Below are 20,012 nucleotides of genomic sequence, written 5' to 3' on the forward strand. Positions count from 1 at the left end.
GAATACAGTCGGGGAAAAAAGAAAAAGAATGAAGAATAGTGTAAAACGGGGAATCGTTTTAGGAAGCATTTTCCTGTTATTGCTAGCTATGCCCATGATTGGTATGGCCAAGTTATCCGTAACGCGTGTTTTGATAGAAGGACGCGAAAACCCATTGGGTATAAATACATTAAAACCTTCCTTTAGCTGGCAATTGCACAGCGATAAATTTGATGTGAAACAACTGGCTTATCGTATCCAGATCAGTAAAAGCGCTCGTTTTGCAAAGCAGGACATGCTCTGGGATTCCGAATGGGTAGCGGCAGAACAATCCCTAAATTTGTTATATCAGGGAACCCTTCTAGCTACAGGTACAAGTTATTACATCAGGATACACGTTCGTGATAATAAAAACGAGACAGCCACAAGCGCGGTACAACGATTTCATACGGGATTGTTGAACGCAGAAGATTGGGGGAATGCCCGATGGATTGCAAAAGATATATTACCGGATTCGTTGGTTAACCCGCTACCTCTAAGTTCCAGCAAGCTTCGTTTGGACAAAAGTTATGAACTTCCGGTTTTTCGTAAATCAGTTCAGATACAAAAGAAAATCAGTTCGTCGATCGCTTATGTGGCAGGCTTGGGACACTACGAATTGTTATTGAATGGCAAGCGGGTGGATGATGCGGTGCTACAGCCGGGCTGGACGAAATATGACAAAGAAGCCTATTATGTGGTTTACGATCTTACCCAAGCTTGGCAACAAGGAAAGAATACGATTGCTGCCCTATTAGGAAATGGGTTTTATTATATCCCACCAATTAAAGGCAGATTCCAAAAACATAAAGTTGCTTTTGGCCTACCAAAGCTCAAACTTAAGATCGTCAATACCTACACGGACGGGACGCAAGAAATCATCGTTAGTGATGCAGGCTGGAAAACACATCGGTCACCAATTACTTTTTCCAGCATGTATGGGGGCGAGGATTACGATGCACGGATTTTGCCTGATGATTGGTCAGCTCCAGTTTACGATGATACGAACTGGCAGCAAGCCCTCATTACGGATGGACCGAAGCTAAGGGCGCAGGATATCGATCCGGTAAAAATTATGCAACGTTTCGAACCTGTTGGATTGCAGCAAACTGATGGCGGAAAACGGATCACCTATGATTTTGGACAGAATGCCTCGGGCATAGTCACCTTACAAATGACTGGACAAGCTGGAGATACTGTACGAGTGTATCCGGCCGAATTGCTGACTGCGGATGGACGCCTGAGTCAAAAGCATTCAGGAAGCCCTTATTATTACCAATATATTTTTGCAAAAGATGGAACTGTGTCCTGGCAGCCACGTTTTACGTATTATGGATTTCGTTATGCGGAAGTTCAGTTACATCCTGCCGGTAGCAAAGCGGTTCGGATGAATGCGATACAGTTGGCCCATATCCGGAATAGTACAGCGCAGGTGGGAAGCTTTCAAAGCTCCGATACGCTATTTAATCAGATCCATGAATTGATCAATTGGGCAATTAAGAGTAATATGGTCAGTGTCTTTACCGATTGTCCGCACCGCGAAAAATTAGGATGGCTGGAGCAGTTACATTTAATGGGACCTTCCGTACAATTTAACTTTGATGCTGAGCGCCTGTTTGCCAAGTCGCTACGGGATATGCGGCAATCTCAGACAAAGGACGGGCTAGTTCCTGAAATAGCGCCCGAATATGTGCAGTTTGACTGGGGCGGCGATATGTTCAGGGACTCACCCGAGTGGGGAAGCAGCTCGATTATCCTAGCCTGGTATGCTTATCGCTGGTATGGAAACAAAGCTTTCCTTGCTGATAATTATACCATGATGACCCGATATATTGATTATTTGGGCACAAAGGCGAAAGATCATATTTTGACACAAGGTTTGGGTGACTGGTATGATTTGGGACCTGAACGTCCGGGTGTTTCCCAGCTGACTACTCCAGGGATCACGGCTACGGCAATCTATTACTATGACTTGAAGCTCATGGTAGATATCGCTACGCTACTTGGAAAAAAAGAAGATGCCGAAAAATTTAAGACATTACAGCAGGCCGTATTCAATGCGTTCAATCAGCAATTTTATCGACCTCAGGAACATAGCTATGGCTCTGGTAGTCAGACGGCGTTAGCCATGCCACTTTATGTTGGGTTAGTGCCTCAGGAGGCCGAACAGGCAGTTTTTGAAAAGCTAACAACAACGGTTTGCCAAAATGATACGGCGTTGACGGCGGGAGATATTGGTCATCGTTATCTGCTACAGATATTGCAGTCCAACAACCGTGATGATCTGATTTATGCCATGCACCATCGTGATGACCGGCCGGGCTATGGCTATCAGCTGCGGAAAGGTGCAACAGCGCTGACCGAGTCCTGGGCAGGCCTTCCGAACGTCTCCAATAATCATTTTATGCTTGGACACCTGATGGAGTGGTTTCATGCCGGCCTCGGTGGGATACAGCAAGATACAGGATCAATCGCATTTAAGCATTTTCGGATCGAACCCAGAATGCTGGACCTGCTGAAAGACTGTGAAATAAGTTTTAGGAGTCCTTATGGGAAAATTTATTTTAACCGAAAACAATCAAAAGAAAATTATCAACTGGAGGTTCCTGTCAATAGTCGCTGTACCTTGGTATTGCCTAAAGGAGTCTATCGGGTGAATGGGAAACAGCTGGATCCAAATGCAATGGTTTTGACAACGGATCATGTCGAGTTGCAATTAGGCTCCGGAAATTATACCATTACAAAGTAAAACAATGAAGTATCCGTATTTAAAAGTAGAAAGGCTGATGGCCATTCGGCAACATTAAGGCTTTAAGGCAAATAAAAAAGAATAATTATTACAGATGAAACCGTTGAAAAGAATCATGCTATTGCTATCCTTTGCATTGCTGGGGTGGAAATCGTGGGTACATGCCCAAAATATTTCCAGTACGGAAATGACAAAAATTTATGATGAAGTAAAGACCCCCTATAAGTATGGACTTGTTTTAGTACCCGCGCATAAAGGCGAATTGATGGATTGTCCGACCATCTATAAGGAGGGGAAATATTGGTATATGACCTATATTGTGTTTGATGGAAGTGGTTATGAGACCTGGCTGGCGCAGAGTTCGGATCTTTTGAACTGGAAGACCTTGGGGAAACAACTCTCCATGGCACCAGATGGCAGCTGGGATGCCAAGCAGCGAGCAGGATACAATGCCTTGGTAGATACAAAATGGGCTGGAAAATATAAACTCAATACGTACGCTGGGAAATATTGGATGTCCTATTTCGGCGGTTCTACCGCAGGCTATGAGCCTGAACCTTTGTCGATTGGGATGGCTTATACCAGTAAAAAGCCTACGAAGCCCGTCCAGTGGAAACAGCTGCCCAATCCGGTCCTAAAAAGTACTGATCCAGATGTTTCCTGGTGGGAAAATCGCCATAAGTTATTTAAAAGCTATGTTATCGAAGATCCTGATAAACATACAGGCCATCGTTTTGTGATGTATTACAATGCCGTGGGCGATTCCTTGGTAAATAACAAGGCGACCCGTTGGTATGAGCGGATCGGTATGGCCGTATCTGACGATATGAAAACTTGGAAGCGTTTTCAAAAGGATCCTGCGGTCCACCATCCGATGGGCATCACGGGTGATCCCATGATCCAACGTATTGATGATACCTGGGTGATGTTCTATTTTGGTGCATTTTGGAAAGATCGTAAGGGCGCATTTAACCGTTTCGCTGCATCTAAGGATCTGATCCATTGGACTGACTGGGAAGGTGCCAACCTAATCGAATCAAGTGAAAGTTTTGATCAGCAGTATGCCCACAAGTCTTTTGTGTTGAAAACGGAGGGGGTTGTTTATCATTTTTATTGTGCAGTGGACAGCAAAGGTAACCGCGGTATCGCCTTGGCAACTTCTAAGGATCTGGGCAAGAGTCAGGTTAGTTTTTAAACCGAAGGCAGGATGCATGCCTCAACATTGATTAATGAATAAAGAAACAAGCACAATAACATCATTGATGACAATGGTAACAGTGCTTATAAATCATCATTTAATATGAAGTTACATTATTTTTTTTCTATTCTCTTTCTGTTGCAGCTACAACTTGTATCTGGGCAGGGGCGTGCCAAAATCAGCTTTAATGAAAACTGGCATTTCACGTTGCAGGATCAGCTGGGTTATCGCTTGCATAATATCGATCCGCAGGCCTGGGAGTCGGTCGAACTGCCTCATGACTGGAGTATTAAATCTGATTTTTCCGCTAGCTACGCTGCGGGCAACGCAGGTGGTGCCTTGCCCGGTGGAATTGGCTGGTACAGTAAGGAGTTTAAATTGCCAACAATTGATCAGGGGAAATGTATACAGCTTCACTTTGGCGGAATTTACCGTTATGCGGAGATATGGATCAATGGCGTCTATTTGGGTAAAAAGCCTAATGGCTACCTTTCTTTTACACTGGATCTGACTCCGCATCTTAAATTTGGAAATCAGCCCAACCGGATTGCTGTCCGCGTGGATAATAGTAAACAGCCAAATTCCAGGTGGTATTCGGGTTCTGGAATCTACCGTGATGTCTTCCTGATCAAGACAGGAGCAGTACACTTGGATGAGCAAGAAACTTTTATCACTACGCCCGAAATGCATGGTGAACTGAGCCAGTTGAAAGTTCTTTCCAAATTGAACAAGGTATCGCGTTCCTCCGGAGTCGCGGGCGGAAAGAAATATCAAATTACGGTATGGGATCCCACAGGAAATCTGCTATTGAAAAAAACAGGTGTGGAAAAGGATGGAAATATTAATGAATTACTTCGTGTGGACAAACCGAAGTTGTGGAGTACCAATGCACCGAATTTATATCGCGTACAACTCGCTCTTTTAAATAAAAATAATACAGTTGAAGATCAAATCGAAAAAAGAATTGGGTTTAGAACAATTCGATTTGATGCAAAAACAGGATTTTACCTCAATGGGGAAGCCCTGAAAATTTTAGGAGTCTGCATGCATCATGATTTGGGTGCGTTAGGGGCTGCTTTTAATAAGTCCGCTGCAAAACGGCAGCTTGTGATGATGAAAGAAATGGGCGCGAACGCCATTCGCACTGCGCATAATCCGCCGGCCGAAGAACTGCTCGATCTCTGCGATGAAATGGGAATTTTGGTCTATAACGAAGCATTTGACATGTGGAAAAAGCGAAAAAATAAGTTCGACTACCACATTGACTTTCCTACGGAACACCTTAAGGATATTGAAACATGGGTGCGTCGAGATCGTAATCATGCTTCGGTTATCCTATGGAGCATCGGAAATGAAATCCGGGAGCAATTTGACTCCACAGGTATTGCCTTAACGCAAGAAATGGCCAAATTGGTTAAATCCCTAGATCCTACACGTCCCGTTACTGCTGCCCTGACAGAAAATAATTATGCGAAAAACTTTATTGCACAGGCACAAGCATTGGATGTCTTAGGATTCAACTATAAACATGAAGATTATGATAAATTGCCTGTAGAATTTAAGAATATTCCGCTACTGGCGTCAGAAACTGTTTCTGCTTTACAGACTAGAGCGGTATATGACAAGTTGCAAGATACGATTCAGCTCTGGCCCGCGTCTTCAAAAGACAAATATGTCGTTAATGGCAATCCCGATTTTACGGTATCGGCCTATGATAATGTGGCTGCCTATTGGGGAACAAGCCATGAGAAAGCCTGGCTAGCGGTTAAGAACCGTCCTTTTTTGGCGGGAACATTTGTCTGGACCGGCTTCGATTATCTTGGGGAGCCTGTTCCTTACCCTTATCCTGCAAGGAGCTCTTATTATGGTATTGTCGATCTTGCCGGTATTCCCAAAGATGTGTACTACATGTATCAGTCTGAATGGACAGACAGGGATGTTTTACATCTTTTACCGCATTGGAATTGGGAAACCGGTGATAGTGTGGACGTATGGGCTTATTATAACAAAGCTGACGATGTCGAGTTGTTCCTGAACGGCAAAAGTCTGGGAACTTCAGCCAAAACAGCAGATCGTCTGCACGCCAGCTGGAAGGTGCCTTTTGAAAAGGGGGAATTGAAAGTCGTTAAAAAACGAGATGGTAAAGTTGTTCAGGAAGCTATACGGCAGACTGCGGGACCTGCGAAGACATTAAAAGCACAAGTCGAGCACGGTCTTTTTTCGACGGAAGATACACGAGATTTATATTTTGTGTCGGTTCAACTGTTGGATGGACAGGGTAGGGAAGTGACACAAGAGGATGTTGAAGTAACCTTCTTGTCGAATGACGGATATGAAGTAGTAGGAACTGATAATGGTTTTCAAGCCGATTTGCGTGGGTTAACGAATCCTTCCCGTAAAACATTTAAGGGTAAAGCTGTGGCGTTCGTCCATAAGAAAGATGGTACAACTGGAAGGGGAATGATACGTATTCAGTCTAAGTTGGGCGAAGTTGAGGTCAACTTGTAACCCCATTATTAAGAGAAATAAATAACCTTTAAATCTAATATTAAATGATGAACAAAACATGTCTAGCGATGGGCGGGTTTGCACTATGGATGGGCACACAATCTTTGTTCGCGATGAATGCAAGTCTCGAAAAATTACCCTTTTATTTCGCTATGCAGCAAACGGAGGTAAGTGGTAAAATAGTTGGGGAAGATGGAAAACCCCTCGGCGGAGTAACAGTTACATTAGCTGATGCGGTATCTTCTACCGCTACAGATGAGTCCGGCAATTTCACTCTGCGGATTCATGGTACGAGCGGAAAGATTGTTGTTTCGGCAATTGGCTATAAGACACAGACAATCTCGGTCAAGACTGGTGTTCCGGTTCAGTTAAAACTTGAAAAAGATGATCAGGCCTTGGATGAGGTTGTGGTAATTGGCTATGGAACGGTGAAAAAAAGAGACTTAACAGGGGCTGTGACATCGGTTAAGGCCGATGATATAGTTCGATCTCCAGCTTCGAATGCATTAGAATCGATTCAAGGTCAAGTCCCGGGATTAGATATTACACGTTCATCTGGGAGTGCAACTTCAGGCGTAAATATGACAATTCGGGGAAAACGTTCGCTATCCACTGCGGAAGGGTCCAATAGCCCACTTATTATTATCGATGGTATGCAAGGAGGAGAAATTAGTGATATTCCACCACAGGACATTGAATCAATAGAGGTCCTCAAAGACGCTTCCTCGACAGCGATTTACGGTTCTCAGGGTGCAAACGGTGTCATTATTGTTACAACTAAGCGAGGAAAAAATAGCGTGCCGAAAATAGCCTATACGGGTTATGTGGGTATAAATGGCTGGGCACAATATCCTACTATGCGGACAGGTGATGATTACATTGCCCTGCGCCGCGAAGCCGCAAAGACTGCCGGACAATGGAATACAGCTGCAGATGACCAGACTTTGTTTACGGTCAGTGAATGGGCTGCACTACAGCAAAATCAATGGACTAATTGGAAAGATCAGGTTTTTCATAATGGCATGGTTCAAAGTCACCAGCTTTCTATTGCTGGTGGCAATAATAATACGCAAGGGCGGTTGTCTGGGGGATATTATCGCGAATTAGGTTCTTTCAAAAATGATGCATTGGATAAGTTCAACCTACGACTTAATCTTGACCAAAATGTAGGCTCTATCGTGAAAATAGGCACGTCTTCGCAAATCACACATTATGATGGAAATAATAGAGCCGAAAATGTGCTTTGGCGCGCAGCAACGAATGTGCCATTGGGTTTACCCTATGACGAACAAGGAAAAGTGATCTTATGGCCTTTAGGAAGAGAAGGAAAGGTTAATCCATTAGCCGATGAATCCGACGAGTTTACTGCCCAACATCGTATAGCAAATACCCACTTGATCGCTAATGGTTTTGCCGAAATTAAGCCAATGAAAGGGCTTTCTTTTCGCTCTAATTTTGGCGTAAATCTCGCCTTTCGTAAGCGAAAGGACTTTGAAAGTGCAAGCTCGATAGACCGAGCAGGTGAGTTTCCGACGTCGTTGGCCAGTATCGATGATAAAAACAGAAGCTTTATTAACTGGGATAATGTATTGAACTATAGCTTTGCGATTCAGAATCATTCGATCAGTGTGACGGCATTAACATCTTGGACCCAAGCAAAATTGAATACAAGCTATATGGAAGGTACTGGTCAATTGGTACCTCAACAACTTTGGCATAATATAGGTGCAAATAATAAGGATTCTTACGTGATTCGATCGGGATATATACAAAGCCAAACACTATCATATGCATTACGCGCTAATTATTCCTATCAAGGGAAATATTTGCTAACAGTATCTAACCGTTGGGATGGAGCTTCGCGCTTATCCAAAGAGCATAAATGGGCTGCATTTCCTTCTGTTGCGGCAGGTTGGCGTATCAGTGACGAGAGTTGGTTTAAATGGAAGCCAGTTAAAGAATTGAAATTGCGCGCTAGTTATGGACAGACCGGAAACTCCGGAATTAGTGAATATGGTACACAATCGGGAGTTTCTAGCTATACAAACGGTGCGTTTCAAAATCAGGGCTATGCCTATTATGTTTACAATAGGTTGATTGGAAATGCCGATTTGGGATGGGAACGTTCAGCGTCTTGGGACTTGGGCTTGGATGCCCAGCTTTTTAACAGCAGGGTTAATTTAGCTTTGGACGTGTATGATACCAAAACGACCGATATCCTATTGCCGAGAACTTTACCGACTTCAATGGGATCGGGAAACAATACCCCATTCCAAATTTATCAGAATATCGGAAGTAGCAGTAATCGGGGCTTAGAGATTATTTTAAATACCAAGAATCTTACAGGTGCTTTTAAATGGGGAAGTGATTTAACATTTGGTACCAATCGCGAAAAAATTGTTGATCTAATAGATGGTCGGGATATTATTGGTACAACGACACGAGAGACGGAAAGTCTTTTGATCGGTCGCCCTTTACAATCATTTTATTCTTTCAAACGGATAGGAATATGGCAGCTGGATGAAGCAGAGGAAGCTGCACGATATTTTAAGGATACGGAAAAAACACAACCGTTTAAACCTGGAGATATTAAGTTGGCTGATCTGAATGGTGATTTTGTCATTGACGATGTCAACGACGTAACTTATCTGGGAACAACATCTCCACGATGGACCTTGGGTTTCAATAATACGTTCTCTTACAAAAATTTCGATTTGAGTATCTATTCGATTGCACGTTGGGGACAAATGATGGATTATGAGTTGACTGCAGCATTCGATCCACAAGGTCGCGGTAATCAACCGGCTTATCTCGATTATTGGACACCAGATAATCCTACAAATGATTTTCCAAGACCTGATCAAACCAACTTTTATAATTATTTGGGTTATCAAAGCTATAGTTATGTAGATGGTTCGTATATCAAGTTGAAAACAGCTACCCTAGGGTATCGTTTGTCTAAAGCTACATTAGATCGGTGGAAAATGAGCGGTGTTAGATTCTATTTGACCGCGAATAACCTTTTTTCCTGGTCGAAAAGTGATTTGGTACAAAATTATGATGCAGAGCGAGGTGGATCTGCAAAGAGTCCATTACTACGTCAGTTTGTCTTTGGTATTAACCTTGATTTTTAATCGTTATGAACAAAATAGCAAAATATATTATTGGAATAAGTCTGTTTGCGGGATTGCAAGGCTGTAGTCTGGAAGAATATAACCCCGGGGGAACAACATCCGATATTGTATTCTCTACAGAAGATGGAATAAATTCGTTGGTCAACTCGGCCTATGTATATTATGGAGCACAGTTTTATGGTCGTGAGGATATTTTGATGTTGACAGAAGGGGGGACCGACCTTTGGATTAATATTGCAAATTCAGGTTATGGTCGTCAAATGACGAAATACGATGGTTTGAATGCCACTGTAGGACAATTGCGAAATACATGGAATCGTTTTTATGAAATCATCAATTATTGTAATGCGGGACTTGAGCGTATCAATGCCGTTTCTTTCGCTAATCAGGAAGTAAAAAAATCCCGTATTGGCGAATTATCATTTTTACGTGCCTATGCTTACTGGCATTTGGTTGAACAGTTTGGCAATATCGATTTACGGACAAAGGAAACAAAGGAGGCGATCCTGACCGCAAATAGGTCCCCAATCTTAAGTTTTTACGACTTGATGCTTTCCGATCTGGAGGTCGCCATCGCGAACCTGCCTGTAGCCCCTATTCCTGCAGCCGAAATTGGCCGTGCCACCTTAAAGGCTGCATATGGTTTGAAAGCCCGTGTAGCATTGACTCGTGTAGCGTATGAAAGCGCTGCCGAAAAAGATAGGTATTATCAGGTTGCGTCCGAGGCAGCTCAATACGTTATTGATCATCAAGCAGCATTGCAGGTATCCTTATATGCGACGCCGGAGGAGGTATTCCGTCCGGCAAATAATAAAATTAATAAGGAAGCGATGTTTACGATAACCCACTCAACCATAAATTCGCTAAATCCACAACCGAATAATCCTAATAGGTTACATATTTGGTTTAAAGCAAAATATTCTGCCAAAGCAGGTATGGTGCAGGACCTGGAGTATGGTGCTGATCGTAATTCCAATTCTGGCGGAATGTGCTTTATGCCAACAAGACATTTGTTAGAGCTGTATAATGAGGACATTGACCGTCGGTATGAAGATTGGTTTAGAGAGAAATACTACTTGAATGTAAGTCAATACAAGTGGACAACAGATGATTTGGCTGCCTTTGAAAAACCCACATCTCTTGTCGGGTCAATTCTCAATCGTGGCGATTTAGCCCTGTGGTTTACGAAGAAAAAAATAACAGGTGAGAAAAGAAATTTTCCTTATGCTGTTGTGGATATAGACGATACTTACAATGGGGCAAAAGTAAATACAAATGCGCACTTTAATGTACATTTTCCGTCTCTGAACAAATACAATGATCCCGACTTGCCGTCGGTAGGGTCACAGGTGGGCACTAAAGACGTCATCGTAATGCGTTTGGCTGAAATGTACCTGATTGCTGCGGAAGCTGAAACAATGCGAAATGGCGGGAATAAAGGGAAGGCTGCCCAACTGCTGAACGTTTTACGAAAAAGAGCAGCTAAACCCGGTAAAGAAAATGATATGCTTATAAACGAATCTAAGCTTAATCTTGACTTTATATTGGCCGAGCGTGGTAGAGAACTGTGTGGAGAGCATATCCGCTGGTTTGATTTAAAGCGGACAAATAAGTTAGTCGATTACGTAAAACAATACAATCCTGATATAACGTTGATACAACCTTATCATGTTAACCGCCCTATTCCACAACAGTTTTTGGATGTAATTACTAACCCTATCGAATTTGGTCAAAATAATGGATATTAGGAAAACAGTTCTCGCATGGATTTTCGCTTTTTTTTCGCTCTGTAGCCTGTCGGCACAGACAGGTGAAATCCATGTAGGTAAACAAAGCAACAAGGAACAACGGGATGGCACCCAGGGAGCTCCATTTTCATGTTTGGAGGATGCCCTGCGTGAGGCTAGGGAATGGCGACGATTAAACGATCCGCGCATGCAGCATGGCATTACCATTTGGATTCATGACGGACAGTATGTACCTACTCAGACCATTTTTATCCGCCCTGAAGACAGCGGAACAGCCCAAAGTCCGACATGGATAAAAGCGGTAGGCAACGAAGCCATATTTTCGGGCGGGATTTCTGTTACAGACTGGCGGCAAGTAAAAAGTGAAAAGAGATTGGATCCTGCTATTGCTGAGCATATCGTGGTGGCTGATGCCCCTCAGGCCGGAGGAAAGTATTTCCCTTTCCGTCAATTGTGGGTTGGTTCACGTAAAGCAATCCGTGCCGAAAGTCACGATGATGCCCACTTGCCCCGTATTATCAATTGGGATTTTCAAAAACAAGCGGCCGTCATTCCGAACGTGTTGCCGAAAAGATTTGCCTATAAGGCTGGTATGGAGTTTTTCATCCATCAGTGGTGGGCAATAGCACAGCTCCGGGTTCGTGAGGCGGTAGTCACAAAAGATAGTACTACACTATTTTTTCACGAGCCAGAAGGCAAAATCCAAAATGAACATCCCTGGCCCAAGCCTTGGTTGTCCAAAGAACATGGCAACTCGGCATTTCGTCTTGTCAATGCCCTTGAATTTTTGGATCAGCCCGGAGAATGGTTTTTGGATGAAGAACAGCATAAAGTCTATTATTACAAAAGACCAGATGAAAATATAAACCGTCTACAGGTGGTTGCTCCTTATCTGGAAACCATACTGACCATGCAAGGGACTCTGGAGTCACCAGTACAGCATGTCCATGTCGCTGGCATACAATTTCAGCACAGTTCCTGGTTAAGGCCACATTTTTATGGACATGTTGCCTTGCAGGCGGGTATGTACTTTTTAGATGCCTATAAGCTCACTAAACCCGGAACAGCTGATAAAGCAGGATTGGAGAATCAGGCCTGGCTGGGCCGGCCACAAGCGGCAGTCATACTTAGCCATACGGCCTTTACCAATATTTCAGCTTGCCGGTTTTCCCATTTGGCTGCAACAGGCATTGACTATCGGCAAGGCAACCTGAAGGATAGTCTAATTGGAAATCTATTTCAGGAGATCGGCGGATCGGGTGTACTGCTCGGTCAGTTTTCAGATGAGGAAGTTGAAGCACATCTGCCTTTTCAGCCCAGCGACGAGCGTATCTTGACAGATGGTGTTGTGGTCAGCAATAATCTAATCCAAGATATTGGGAAGGAGGATTGGGGAACAGTAGGGATTGGCGCCGGTTTTGTCCGCAATGTAGCTATTACAAATAATGAATTGCTTGATCTTCCGTACACAGGCATTAGCTTGGGCTGGGGCTGGACACCGACAGTCAATGCTATGCGTAATAATCGTGTTTTCAAAAATAAGATCACACGTTATGGCAAATACATGTATGATGTAGCCGGTATTTACACCTTATCGGCTCAGCCCGGAACAAAAATTCAGGAAAATTATATCGACAGTATCTATGTGTCGCCTTATGCGCATATTCCTGAACATTGGTTTTATCTCTATACCGATGAAGGCTCAGCCTATATGAATGTTAGCAACAACTGGTTCCCATCCAATAAAATATTGCGAAATGCCAATGGTCCGAGCGTTGAGTGGATAAAGAATGGGCCCGAGGCGGATGCCAGGGTCAAAGAAGAAGCTGGTATCGGTCCACGTTATGCCTATTTATTGTCTGAAAAACGATCAATACCCAAAAATGTAGCTTTCAATACATATACTCCTTTTACCAAACCTGTATTTTTCCAGATCCATGATGTAAAAAAGCAGCTTGAACTGACTGAAATCAAAGATTTTTTTGCTAAACAAGGAGCCGATAGCAGCCAGGTATATCGCTGGAAGGATTACATCTTACTGATGACAGATGATGAGATCGGTAAGAAAATATCGAGTGCTTGGGTAGCCAATTATCCGGCAATTTCTTATAAGTTGTTCAATGATCTATTTTATACGTTCGATCGGAGCAACTGTGGAGCCGAGAAAGTGAAAGATATCGATTTTGTTTTACTTACTGCACAACTGGTGGACGATAAATCGAAACAGGAGGCTTATTTCGAAGCCCATAAAAATCAAACTAAAGAATGGCCCGAAGTTGCAGCAGGGTTCTGCAAAGCCGGCTTTGACGAGGTATTGGTCTACCGTAATGGAAGACAGCTTATGTTATATATTTCTTTTCCAAAAGGGCGGGATTTTAAAACAATCGATCAGCTGACGACCAGGGACAATCCACGGGTTATGGAGTGGAACAAACTTATGGGAACCTATCAGGAAGGTATTCCCGGAACGGGAGTGAATGAAACATGGATTTTTTATAAACAATAAAATGGAAAATATACAGCAGTTAAAATTAGGGATTTTAGGGCTCGGAGAAGGCCGGAGTACGATGTCTGCAGCCTTGCAGAGTCCATATATAGAGTTGGTCAAAGTCTGTGATCTCAATGAGGAACTGGGACGTAAGCGGATGAAGGAATTTGATTTTCATAATTATACCAATGACTATCAGGTTATGCTCAATGACAATAGTATTGAAGCCATCGCAATTTACACACCAGATCATCTTCACGCAAAACATATACAGCTGGCTTTGGAACATGACAAGCATATCATCTGTACCAAGCCATTTATTGATAATCTGGCCGATGCCAATGCTTTATTGGAACTCGCAGCTCGGAAAAATAAGCGTGTATTTGTCGGTCAGAGTTCACGTTTTTTTGAACCAGTGAAGAAACAAAGAGAAGATTTTGAAGCCGGGCTGATCGGTGAGTTGATTACCATCGAAGGCTATTATCATGCTGATCACCGCTGGTTTCTGGAGAAGCCTTGGTCTTTACAATCTTCCTTCAAATGGCTTTACGGTGGGCTGAGTCACCCGGTTGATTTTATCCGCTGGTATCTTCCGAATATTGAAGAGGTGATGGGATATGGCATGCTGAGCGCCAACGGAAAAAAAGGAGGGCTTCAAAATCCAGACACCATGCATTTTATTTTCAAAGCCGAAGATGGCCGTGTAGCTCGAGTAAGTGGTGCGTATACTGGGCCTGTGCAGCCTGTCACACGGGATAGTGAGATGAGCTGCATTTTACGGGGAACTGAAGGTGCTAGTCAGGCGGATTATATGGATCTCCGGTATGCAATTACAGATAAAACGGGCGAAGAACGCATGCTGACTTGGGAGCATAAACTAAAGCATTACTTCCGTTTTGAAGGAAAAAGCCATCATGCAGGTGAATATCAAAATTACCTGGAGCACTTCGCAAAGGCCATCCGTACTGGAGAGGAAGCATTTCCTGACATGAAAGAGGGTATAGGTACCATTGCTTTACTGCAAGCGATGGATGAATCTTTAACAACCGGAAAACCCGTTCGCCCGAAAGAATTATTGGCGAGGTTTGGAGTTGACTTGAATTTGGGAAGATGAACTCGATTTTAGACAAATTAACTATTTATGACTACTGCATTGTTGTCGTCTATTTGGTGGCGCTGTTGGCAATAGGCATTATATCGTCACGTAAAAAGACTGAAGGAGCGGAACACTTCTTAGCCGGGAAATCCCTAAACTGGTACAGTATTGGATTCAATATGTGGGCGACAAATGTCGGACCATCCATGTTGCTGGCCTTTGCGACAGTCGGCTATACGACCGGTATTGTTGCCGTCAATTTCGACTGGTATGCGTTTATTTATTTATTCTTATTGGCCGTGCTGTTTGCCCCTCGTTATATTGCGACAGGTGTGCGTACCCTACCCGAATTTATGGGCAAGCGGTTCGGTCCAAATACGCAAACTATTCTGGCTTGGTATTCATTGGTAAAAATGCTCATTTCATGGTTGTCGTTGGGACTGTTTGCTGGTGGATTTTTAGTACGTCAGATTTTGGGAATTCAGATGTGGCAGTCGGTTACTGTACTCGTTGCCCTGGCGGGTTTGTTTGCTTATACTGGAGGATTAAGAACAGTCGCTAAGATCAATATCTTCCAGATGATTTTGCTCATCGCCGTGTCGGCCTTTTTGACCTTTCTGGGACTTTCCAAAATCGGTGGCATAAGTTCTTTAATGCAACAGACCCCCGACAATTATTGGTCGTTGATCAGACCGGCAAGTGATCCCGATTATCCCTGGTATGCCATTGCATTGGGATACCCCGTGGCCGCCATCGCTTTTTTCTGTACGGATCAAGCCATGGTACAATCAGTTTTGGGGGCAAAGAATCTCGAACAGGGGCAACTGGGAATTAATTTTATCGCTTGGCTCAAGATACTTTCCTTGCCGCTGTTTATCCTGACCGGTATCATCTGTTCGGTTTTATTTCCGGGACTTAAAGACCCGTCACTTGCTTACATGACCATGGTGACCAACCTGTTTCCTACTGGTCTGAATGGATTGGTAATTGTGGTGTTAATTGCTGTATTAGTGGGTACCATTGGTTCCTCGCTCAATTCTTTGAGTACCGTTTTCACCATGGACATATACTTAAAGCATATCCGGCCGGATGCGACCAATAAGCAAATAACCCAAATAGGGCGTTATACGGTCATCATCGGCTGTCTAGCTTCAGTTTTCGTCGCGCTGGCGATTGATCAGATTAAAGGACTCAATCTTTTCGATGTATTTCAGTCTATTCTTGGATTTATTGCGCCACCTTTAGCTGTTGCTTTTCTAATGGCCGTGTTGTGGAAAAGAACCAATCGAGCAGCAATCAATACGATTTTAACTTTTGGCGCAGTATTGAGCCTGGCGACAGGTGTATGTTATCTCTGGATTTTTCCAAAAGATGTTTACTCGTTTTGGCCGCATTATCTGATGCTATCCTTTGGTTTGTTTACCGCCCTACTGCTTATCGGCATTGCCGTCAGTCTGTTGGTACCCAAATCCAGGTATGAACTGGAACATAAGGATAGCTTCCAGATTAAAATCGAGAAGCCGACTGTCCGGGTAAAGGCTGCCTGGATAGCCCTTTTTATTGTGATGATTGCCTTATATATGTTCTTTAAATAGCTTTGGTCAAGTTAATCCGAGATTGGATTCAATTTGTGATCGGCATTTTTTTAAGCTATCAACGATAGCTTCGGTCGGCATATTCTGACCCGTTTGACGTCGGACCAGCTTTGAAACCGTGAGGCAGGCGATGATGCCTGTTTCGCTGGTTCCGATGGGAACAGAAATATCGATGATGCCCTCCGCATATGCGCTTGGCATTTCATAAAAGCCTTTGCGTTTGATATCGGCTAGGTCGCTGTCAAATTGCTGACGTTCAGCTTTCTTTAAGCTGCAGTAATACGGATCGGCTTCTAAAATGGATTTTCTTTTTTCAGTTTCGGAAAAACTTAAAAGGAGCTTGCCTGAAGCCGTTTGTGAAGTACTGTACAATTTGCCTTCTTCAACAACGATGCTGATGGGCGAGGAACCTCTGGCGTAAGCGATGACCATCACCTGATTGTCGTAGATAACACAGAGGTGACAGGGATCTTTGATTTCGTTGGACGTATCCTGCATCGGTAGTAACGAGGTTGCCCGTAATTTCTCTACAAAGGAATGGCGGTGCGAAAGATAGTATAATTTCAGTGAAAGCGAATATTTGGATGAAATTGGGTCACGATGAATGTAACCGTTGGACTCCAGTGATGCAAGCATGCGATAGATTTCATTGGGACTTCGATGTAAGCCCAAAGCGATCTCAGATTGGGATTGCGCTGTTGCTTGTAAGGCCAGAAATTCAAGGATCTGCAATCCCTTTTCGAGCGCTGGCGCTTTATATTTATCGGAGCTATTTGATGTCATAAAATGTTTTGCTTACAAATGATCGGGCTAAAGATAGAAAAAGTATTTGAAGAGACGTTTTTAGCTATTCGAAAAAAGAGTTTAAATTTTTATATTCAAATATTGTATTTATATTTGAATATTATAGACCGCTTTTTCTTTGTGAAAAAGCATTAGAAGGGAAAAAGATTATAAACACATTTAATACCAACATTAGATTATAGTACTGCGTTGCCTAGGCAATATTATCGTGCCTGGAAGGGCAAGAAGAATAGGGAAAATAGTTACAACTGCAATGTCATGTTTTGCTGTTTTTGGAGATCGGAATAATTTTAAGGTTGGTAATCAAATAGTAAAAATGGTTGATAAGTCTCTCCGCAAGATTACATAAAATAATACATGAATACAATGACAGAGAAAATCCGGTTAAAGGGGATTACCTGGGGGCATACCAGAGGTTTTGTACCGATGGTTGCAACGGCACAACGTTATGAAGAATTACATCCCGAAGTAGAGATTGTCTGGACAAAACGGACTTTGCAGGAATTTGCTGATAAGTCGGTGACGGATTTAGCCAAGGAGTATGATCTATTGGTTATTGATCACCCTTGGACAGGACACGCCGCAGCTAAGGGGATGCTTGCCTCATTTGACGATTACCTATCCGCAGATTTTTTGGCCGATCAACAGGCGAATAGTGTTGGGAAATCTTATGAAAGCTACAACTTTCTAGGCAAGCAATGGGTCTTGGCTATAGATGCGGCGACACCGGTTGCTGCAAGCCGTCCAGATCTTTTACAAGCCTTAGGCGTAGCACTTCCTCGTACATTCGAAGAAGTCTTGGCTTTAGCTAAAGCGGGGCGGGTTGGATTTTCGCTATTGCCGATTGATTCCTTGATGCACTTCTACGGTCTTTGTTGTTCTTTGGGTGAAGAACCTTGCCAAGATACCGAAAAAGTAATCAGCGATGCAGTTGGAATAAAGGTCTTAAAATTATTCAAATCACTTGCGGATGAACTGGATGCTGGATTTTATGATAAAAATCCATTTAAGGTGTTTGAAGAAATGACTCAGCGTGATGAAATTGCTTACTGTCCATTTGCCTATGGTTATTCGAATTACGCTCGGGCAGGTTATGCACGTAAGGTGTTGCATTTTCATGATTTAGTATCATTAAATGGTACGCCTATGATCAGCACACTTGGTGGAGCGGGGCTGGCAGTATCCTCACAGGGCAAGCATATTGATGTGGCCATGGATTATGCACGATTTGTCGCGACACCGGAAGTTCAGGAAACGCTATATGTCGAAAATGGCGGCCAGCCTGGACATTTACGTGCCTGGAAAAATGAGCAAGCAAATGCCGCTACGGCCAATTATTTCAGCAATACACTACCCGCATTACATCGGGCTTATTTGCGTCCGCGTTACGATGGACATCTTTATTTTCAGGATCATGCTGGTGATATCGTGGTTGATTATCTAAGGGATGGCGGCGACGAAAAGGCGGTTTTGGACAAGATGAATGCGATGTATCGGGAATCATTAGTGGATAAAGAAGACCATGGATAATAAACCACTGGAAGGACTTTTGGTCCTCGAGTTTTCACAATTTATGGCTGGACCAACTGCTGGCCTGCGTTTGGCGGATCTCGGTGCACGAGTCGTTAAAATCGAGCGTCCTGGTGCCGGCGAAGGGGGGCGGCAGATTGCGATTAAAAATATTTTTGTAGATGAGAGTAGCCTGGTCTTTCATACCATCAACAGAAATAAAGAATCGTATGCAACCAATTTGAAAGATGAAAACGACCTGGAAAATATTAGGAAATTAATCCGTCAGGCAGATGTAATGACACATAACTTCCGCCCCGGTGTCATGGAAAAGATCGGTTTGGATTACGAGAGCGTGCGGAAAATTAACCCAAAAATGATCTATGCCACGGTAACTGGTTACGGCAATGAAGGACCATGGGCTAAAAAGCCAGGGCAGGATTTACTCGTGCAATCGCTGTCGGGACTTTCCTGGTTATCGGGCTGTGCGCAGGATGGGCCGGTCCCTTTTGGATTGGCCGTGGTGGATATGTACTGTGCCACACATCTGACACAAGGTATATTGGCGGCATTGTTGAAACGCGCCCGTACCCAACAGGGAGCTCTTGTTGAAGTCAGTTTGCTAGAATCTGTGTTGGATATGCAGTTTGAAATGCTGACCACACATGTCAACGATGGTCGCAAGCTGCCTCAGCGGTCGACGGTTAGAGGAGCTGGCCATGCTTATTTAAGTGCGCCTTATGGACTCTACAAAACCCTTGATGGCTATCTAGCCTTGGCCATGGGCAATGTAGCACATATTGCAGAAACAATAGGTTTATCGCGCGAGCCCTATCAAGATGCTTCAACTTGGTTTTCACGACGTGACGAAATACTTCAAGAATTTGCTAAGGTATTGTGTCAAAAGACAACGTGTGAGTGGATATCCCGTTTGGAAACCGAAGGGATTTGGTGTGGCGTGGTAAACGATTATCATCGTTTCTTCGAGGAACAAGGTTTTAAGGAATCGGGGATGTTGCAGGAACTCACTTTACAAGATGGCACCCAACTGACTACCACCCGTAGCGTCTACCAGATCGATGGAAAGCGTTTATATGCGGATAAACCTGCACCCAAAGTGGGACAGCATACGGCATCAATTGTTCACGATTATTTAGAAAATTAA

The 20,012-nt window shown here is 43.5% G+C and carries 11 protein-coding genes; 10 read left to right on the forward strand and 1 reads right to left on the reverse strand.

Going from position 1 to position 20,012, the window contains the following annotated elements:
* The first annotated feature begins 28 nt into the window (after positions 1-28).
* From DCO56_RS16800 to DCO56_RS16835, 8 genes are all read left to right on the forward strand, one after another.
* A complete protein-coding gene (locus tag DCO56_RS16800; RefSeq protein WP_181390587.1) occupies positions 29-2,767 on the forward strand; it encodes a family 78 glycoside hydrolase catalytic domain in 2,739 nt (912 codons plus the stop codon).
* A 94-nt stretch (positions 2,768-2,861) separates the two neighbouring features.
* Positions 2,862-3,962 carry a glycoside hydrolase family protein gene (locus DCO56_RS16805; RefSeq protein WP_108634907.1) on the forward strand — a complete coding sequence of 367 codons (1,101 nt, stop codon included), beginning with the start codon at positions 2,862-2,864 and terminating at the stop codon, positions 3,960-3,962.
* A gap of 105 nt (positions 3,963-4,067) precedes the next feature.
* A complete protein-coding gene (locus DCO56_RS16810; RefSeq protein WP_108634908.1) occupies positions 4,068-6,473 on the forward strand; it encodes a glycoside hydrolase family 2 TIM barrel-domain containing protein in 2,406 nt (801 codons plus the stop codon).
* A gap of 44 nt (positions 6,474-6,517) precedes the next feature.
* The gene (locus DCO56_RS16815) at positions 6,518-9,607 is read left to right on the forward strand and encodes a SusC/RagA family TonB-linked outer membrane protein (protein ID WP_108634909.1); all 3,090 of its coding nucleotides are present in this window, start codon (positions 6,518-6,520) and stop codon (positions 9,605-9,607) included.
* Positions 9,608-9,612: 5 nt separating this feature from the next.
* Complete coding sequence (locus DCO56_RS16820; protein WP_108634910.1) at positions 9,613-11,355, forward strand: RagB/SusD family nutrient uptake outer membrane protein; 1,743 nt, start codon at positions 9,613-9,615, stop codon at positions 11,353-11,355.
* On the forward strand, positions 11,345-13,861 hold the full coding sequence (locus tag DCO56_RS16825; RefSeq protein WP_108634911.1) for an L-rhamnose mutarotase: 2,517 nt from the start codon (positions 11,345-11,347) through the stop codon (positions 13,859-13,861). The genes DCO56_RS16820 and DCO56_RS16825 overlap by 11 nt, the downstream gene beginning before the upstream one ends.
* Position 13,862: 1 nt before the next feature.
* Complete coding sequence (locus DCO56_RS16830; protein ID WP_108634912.1) at positions 13,863-14,957, forward strand: Gfo/Idh/MocA family protein; 1,095 nt, start codon at positions 13,863-13,865, stop codon at positions 14,955-14,957.
* The gene (locus DCO56_RS16835) at positions 14,954-16,534 is read left to right on the forward strand and encodes a sodium:solute symporter family transporter (protein ID WP_108634913.1); all 1,581 of its coding nucleotides are present in this window, start codon (positions 14,954-14,956) and stop codon (positions 16,532-16,534) included. Before DCO56_RS16830 ends, DCO56_RS16835 begins: the two co-directional genes overlap by 4 nt.
* A 6-nt stretch (positions 16,535-16,540) precedes the next feature.
* On the opposite strand, the gene DCO56_RS16840 is transcribed toward DCO56_RS16835, so the two are convergent.
* Positions 16,541-17,317 (reverse strand): IclR family transcriptional regulator, encoded by a 777-nt coding sequence (locus DCO56_RS16840; RefSeq protein WP_108634914.1) that lies wholly within the window; start codon positions 17,315-17,317, stop codon positions 16,541-16,543.
* A gap of 378 nt (positions 17,318-17,695) precedes the next feature.
* On the opposite strand from DCO56_RS16840, the gene DCO56_RS16845 reads away from it, so the two are divergent.
* Both DCO56_RS16845 and DCO56_RS16850 read left to right on the forward strand, forming a co-directional pair.
* Positions 17,696-18,868 (forward strand): ABC transporter substrate-binding protein, encoded by a 1,173-nt coding sequence (locus DCO56_RS16845; RefSeq protein ID WP_245935853.1) that lies wholly within the window; start codon positions 17,696-17,698, stop codon positions 18,866-18,868.
* A complete protein-coding gene (locus DCO56_RS16850; RefSeq protein ID WP_108634915.1) occupies positions 18,861-20,012 on the forward strand; it encodes a CaiB/BaiF CoA transferase family protein in 1,152 nt (383 codons plus the stop codon). Before DCO56_RS16845 ends, DCO56_RS16850 begins: the two co-directional genes overlap by 8 nt.

The sequence above is a fragment of the Sphingobacterium athyrii genome, assembly GCF_003071065.1.
In the GTDB taxonomy this organism is placed as follows: Bacteria; Bacteroidota; Bacteroidia; order Sphingobacteriales; family Sphingobacteriaceae; genus Sphingobacterium; species Sphingobacterium athyrii.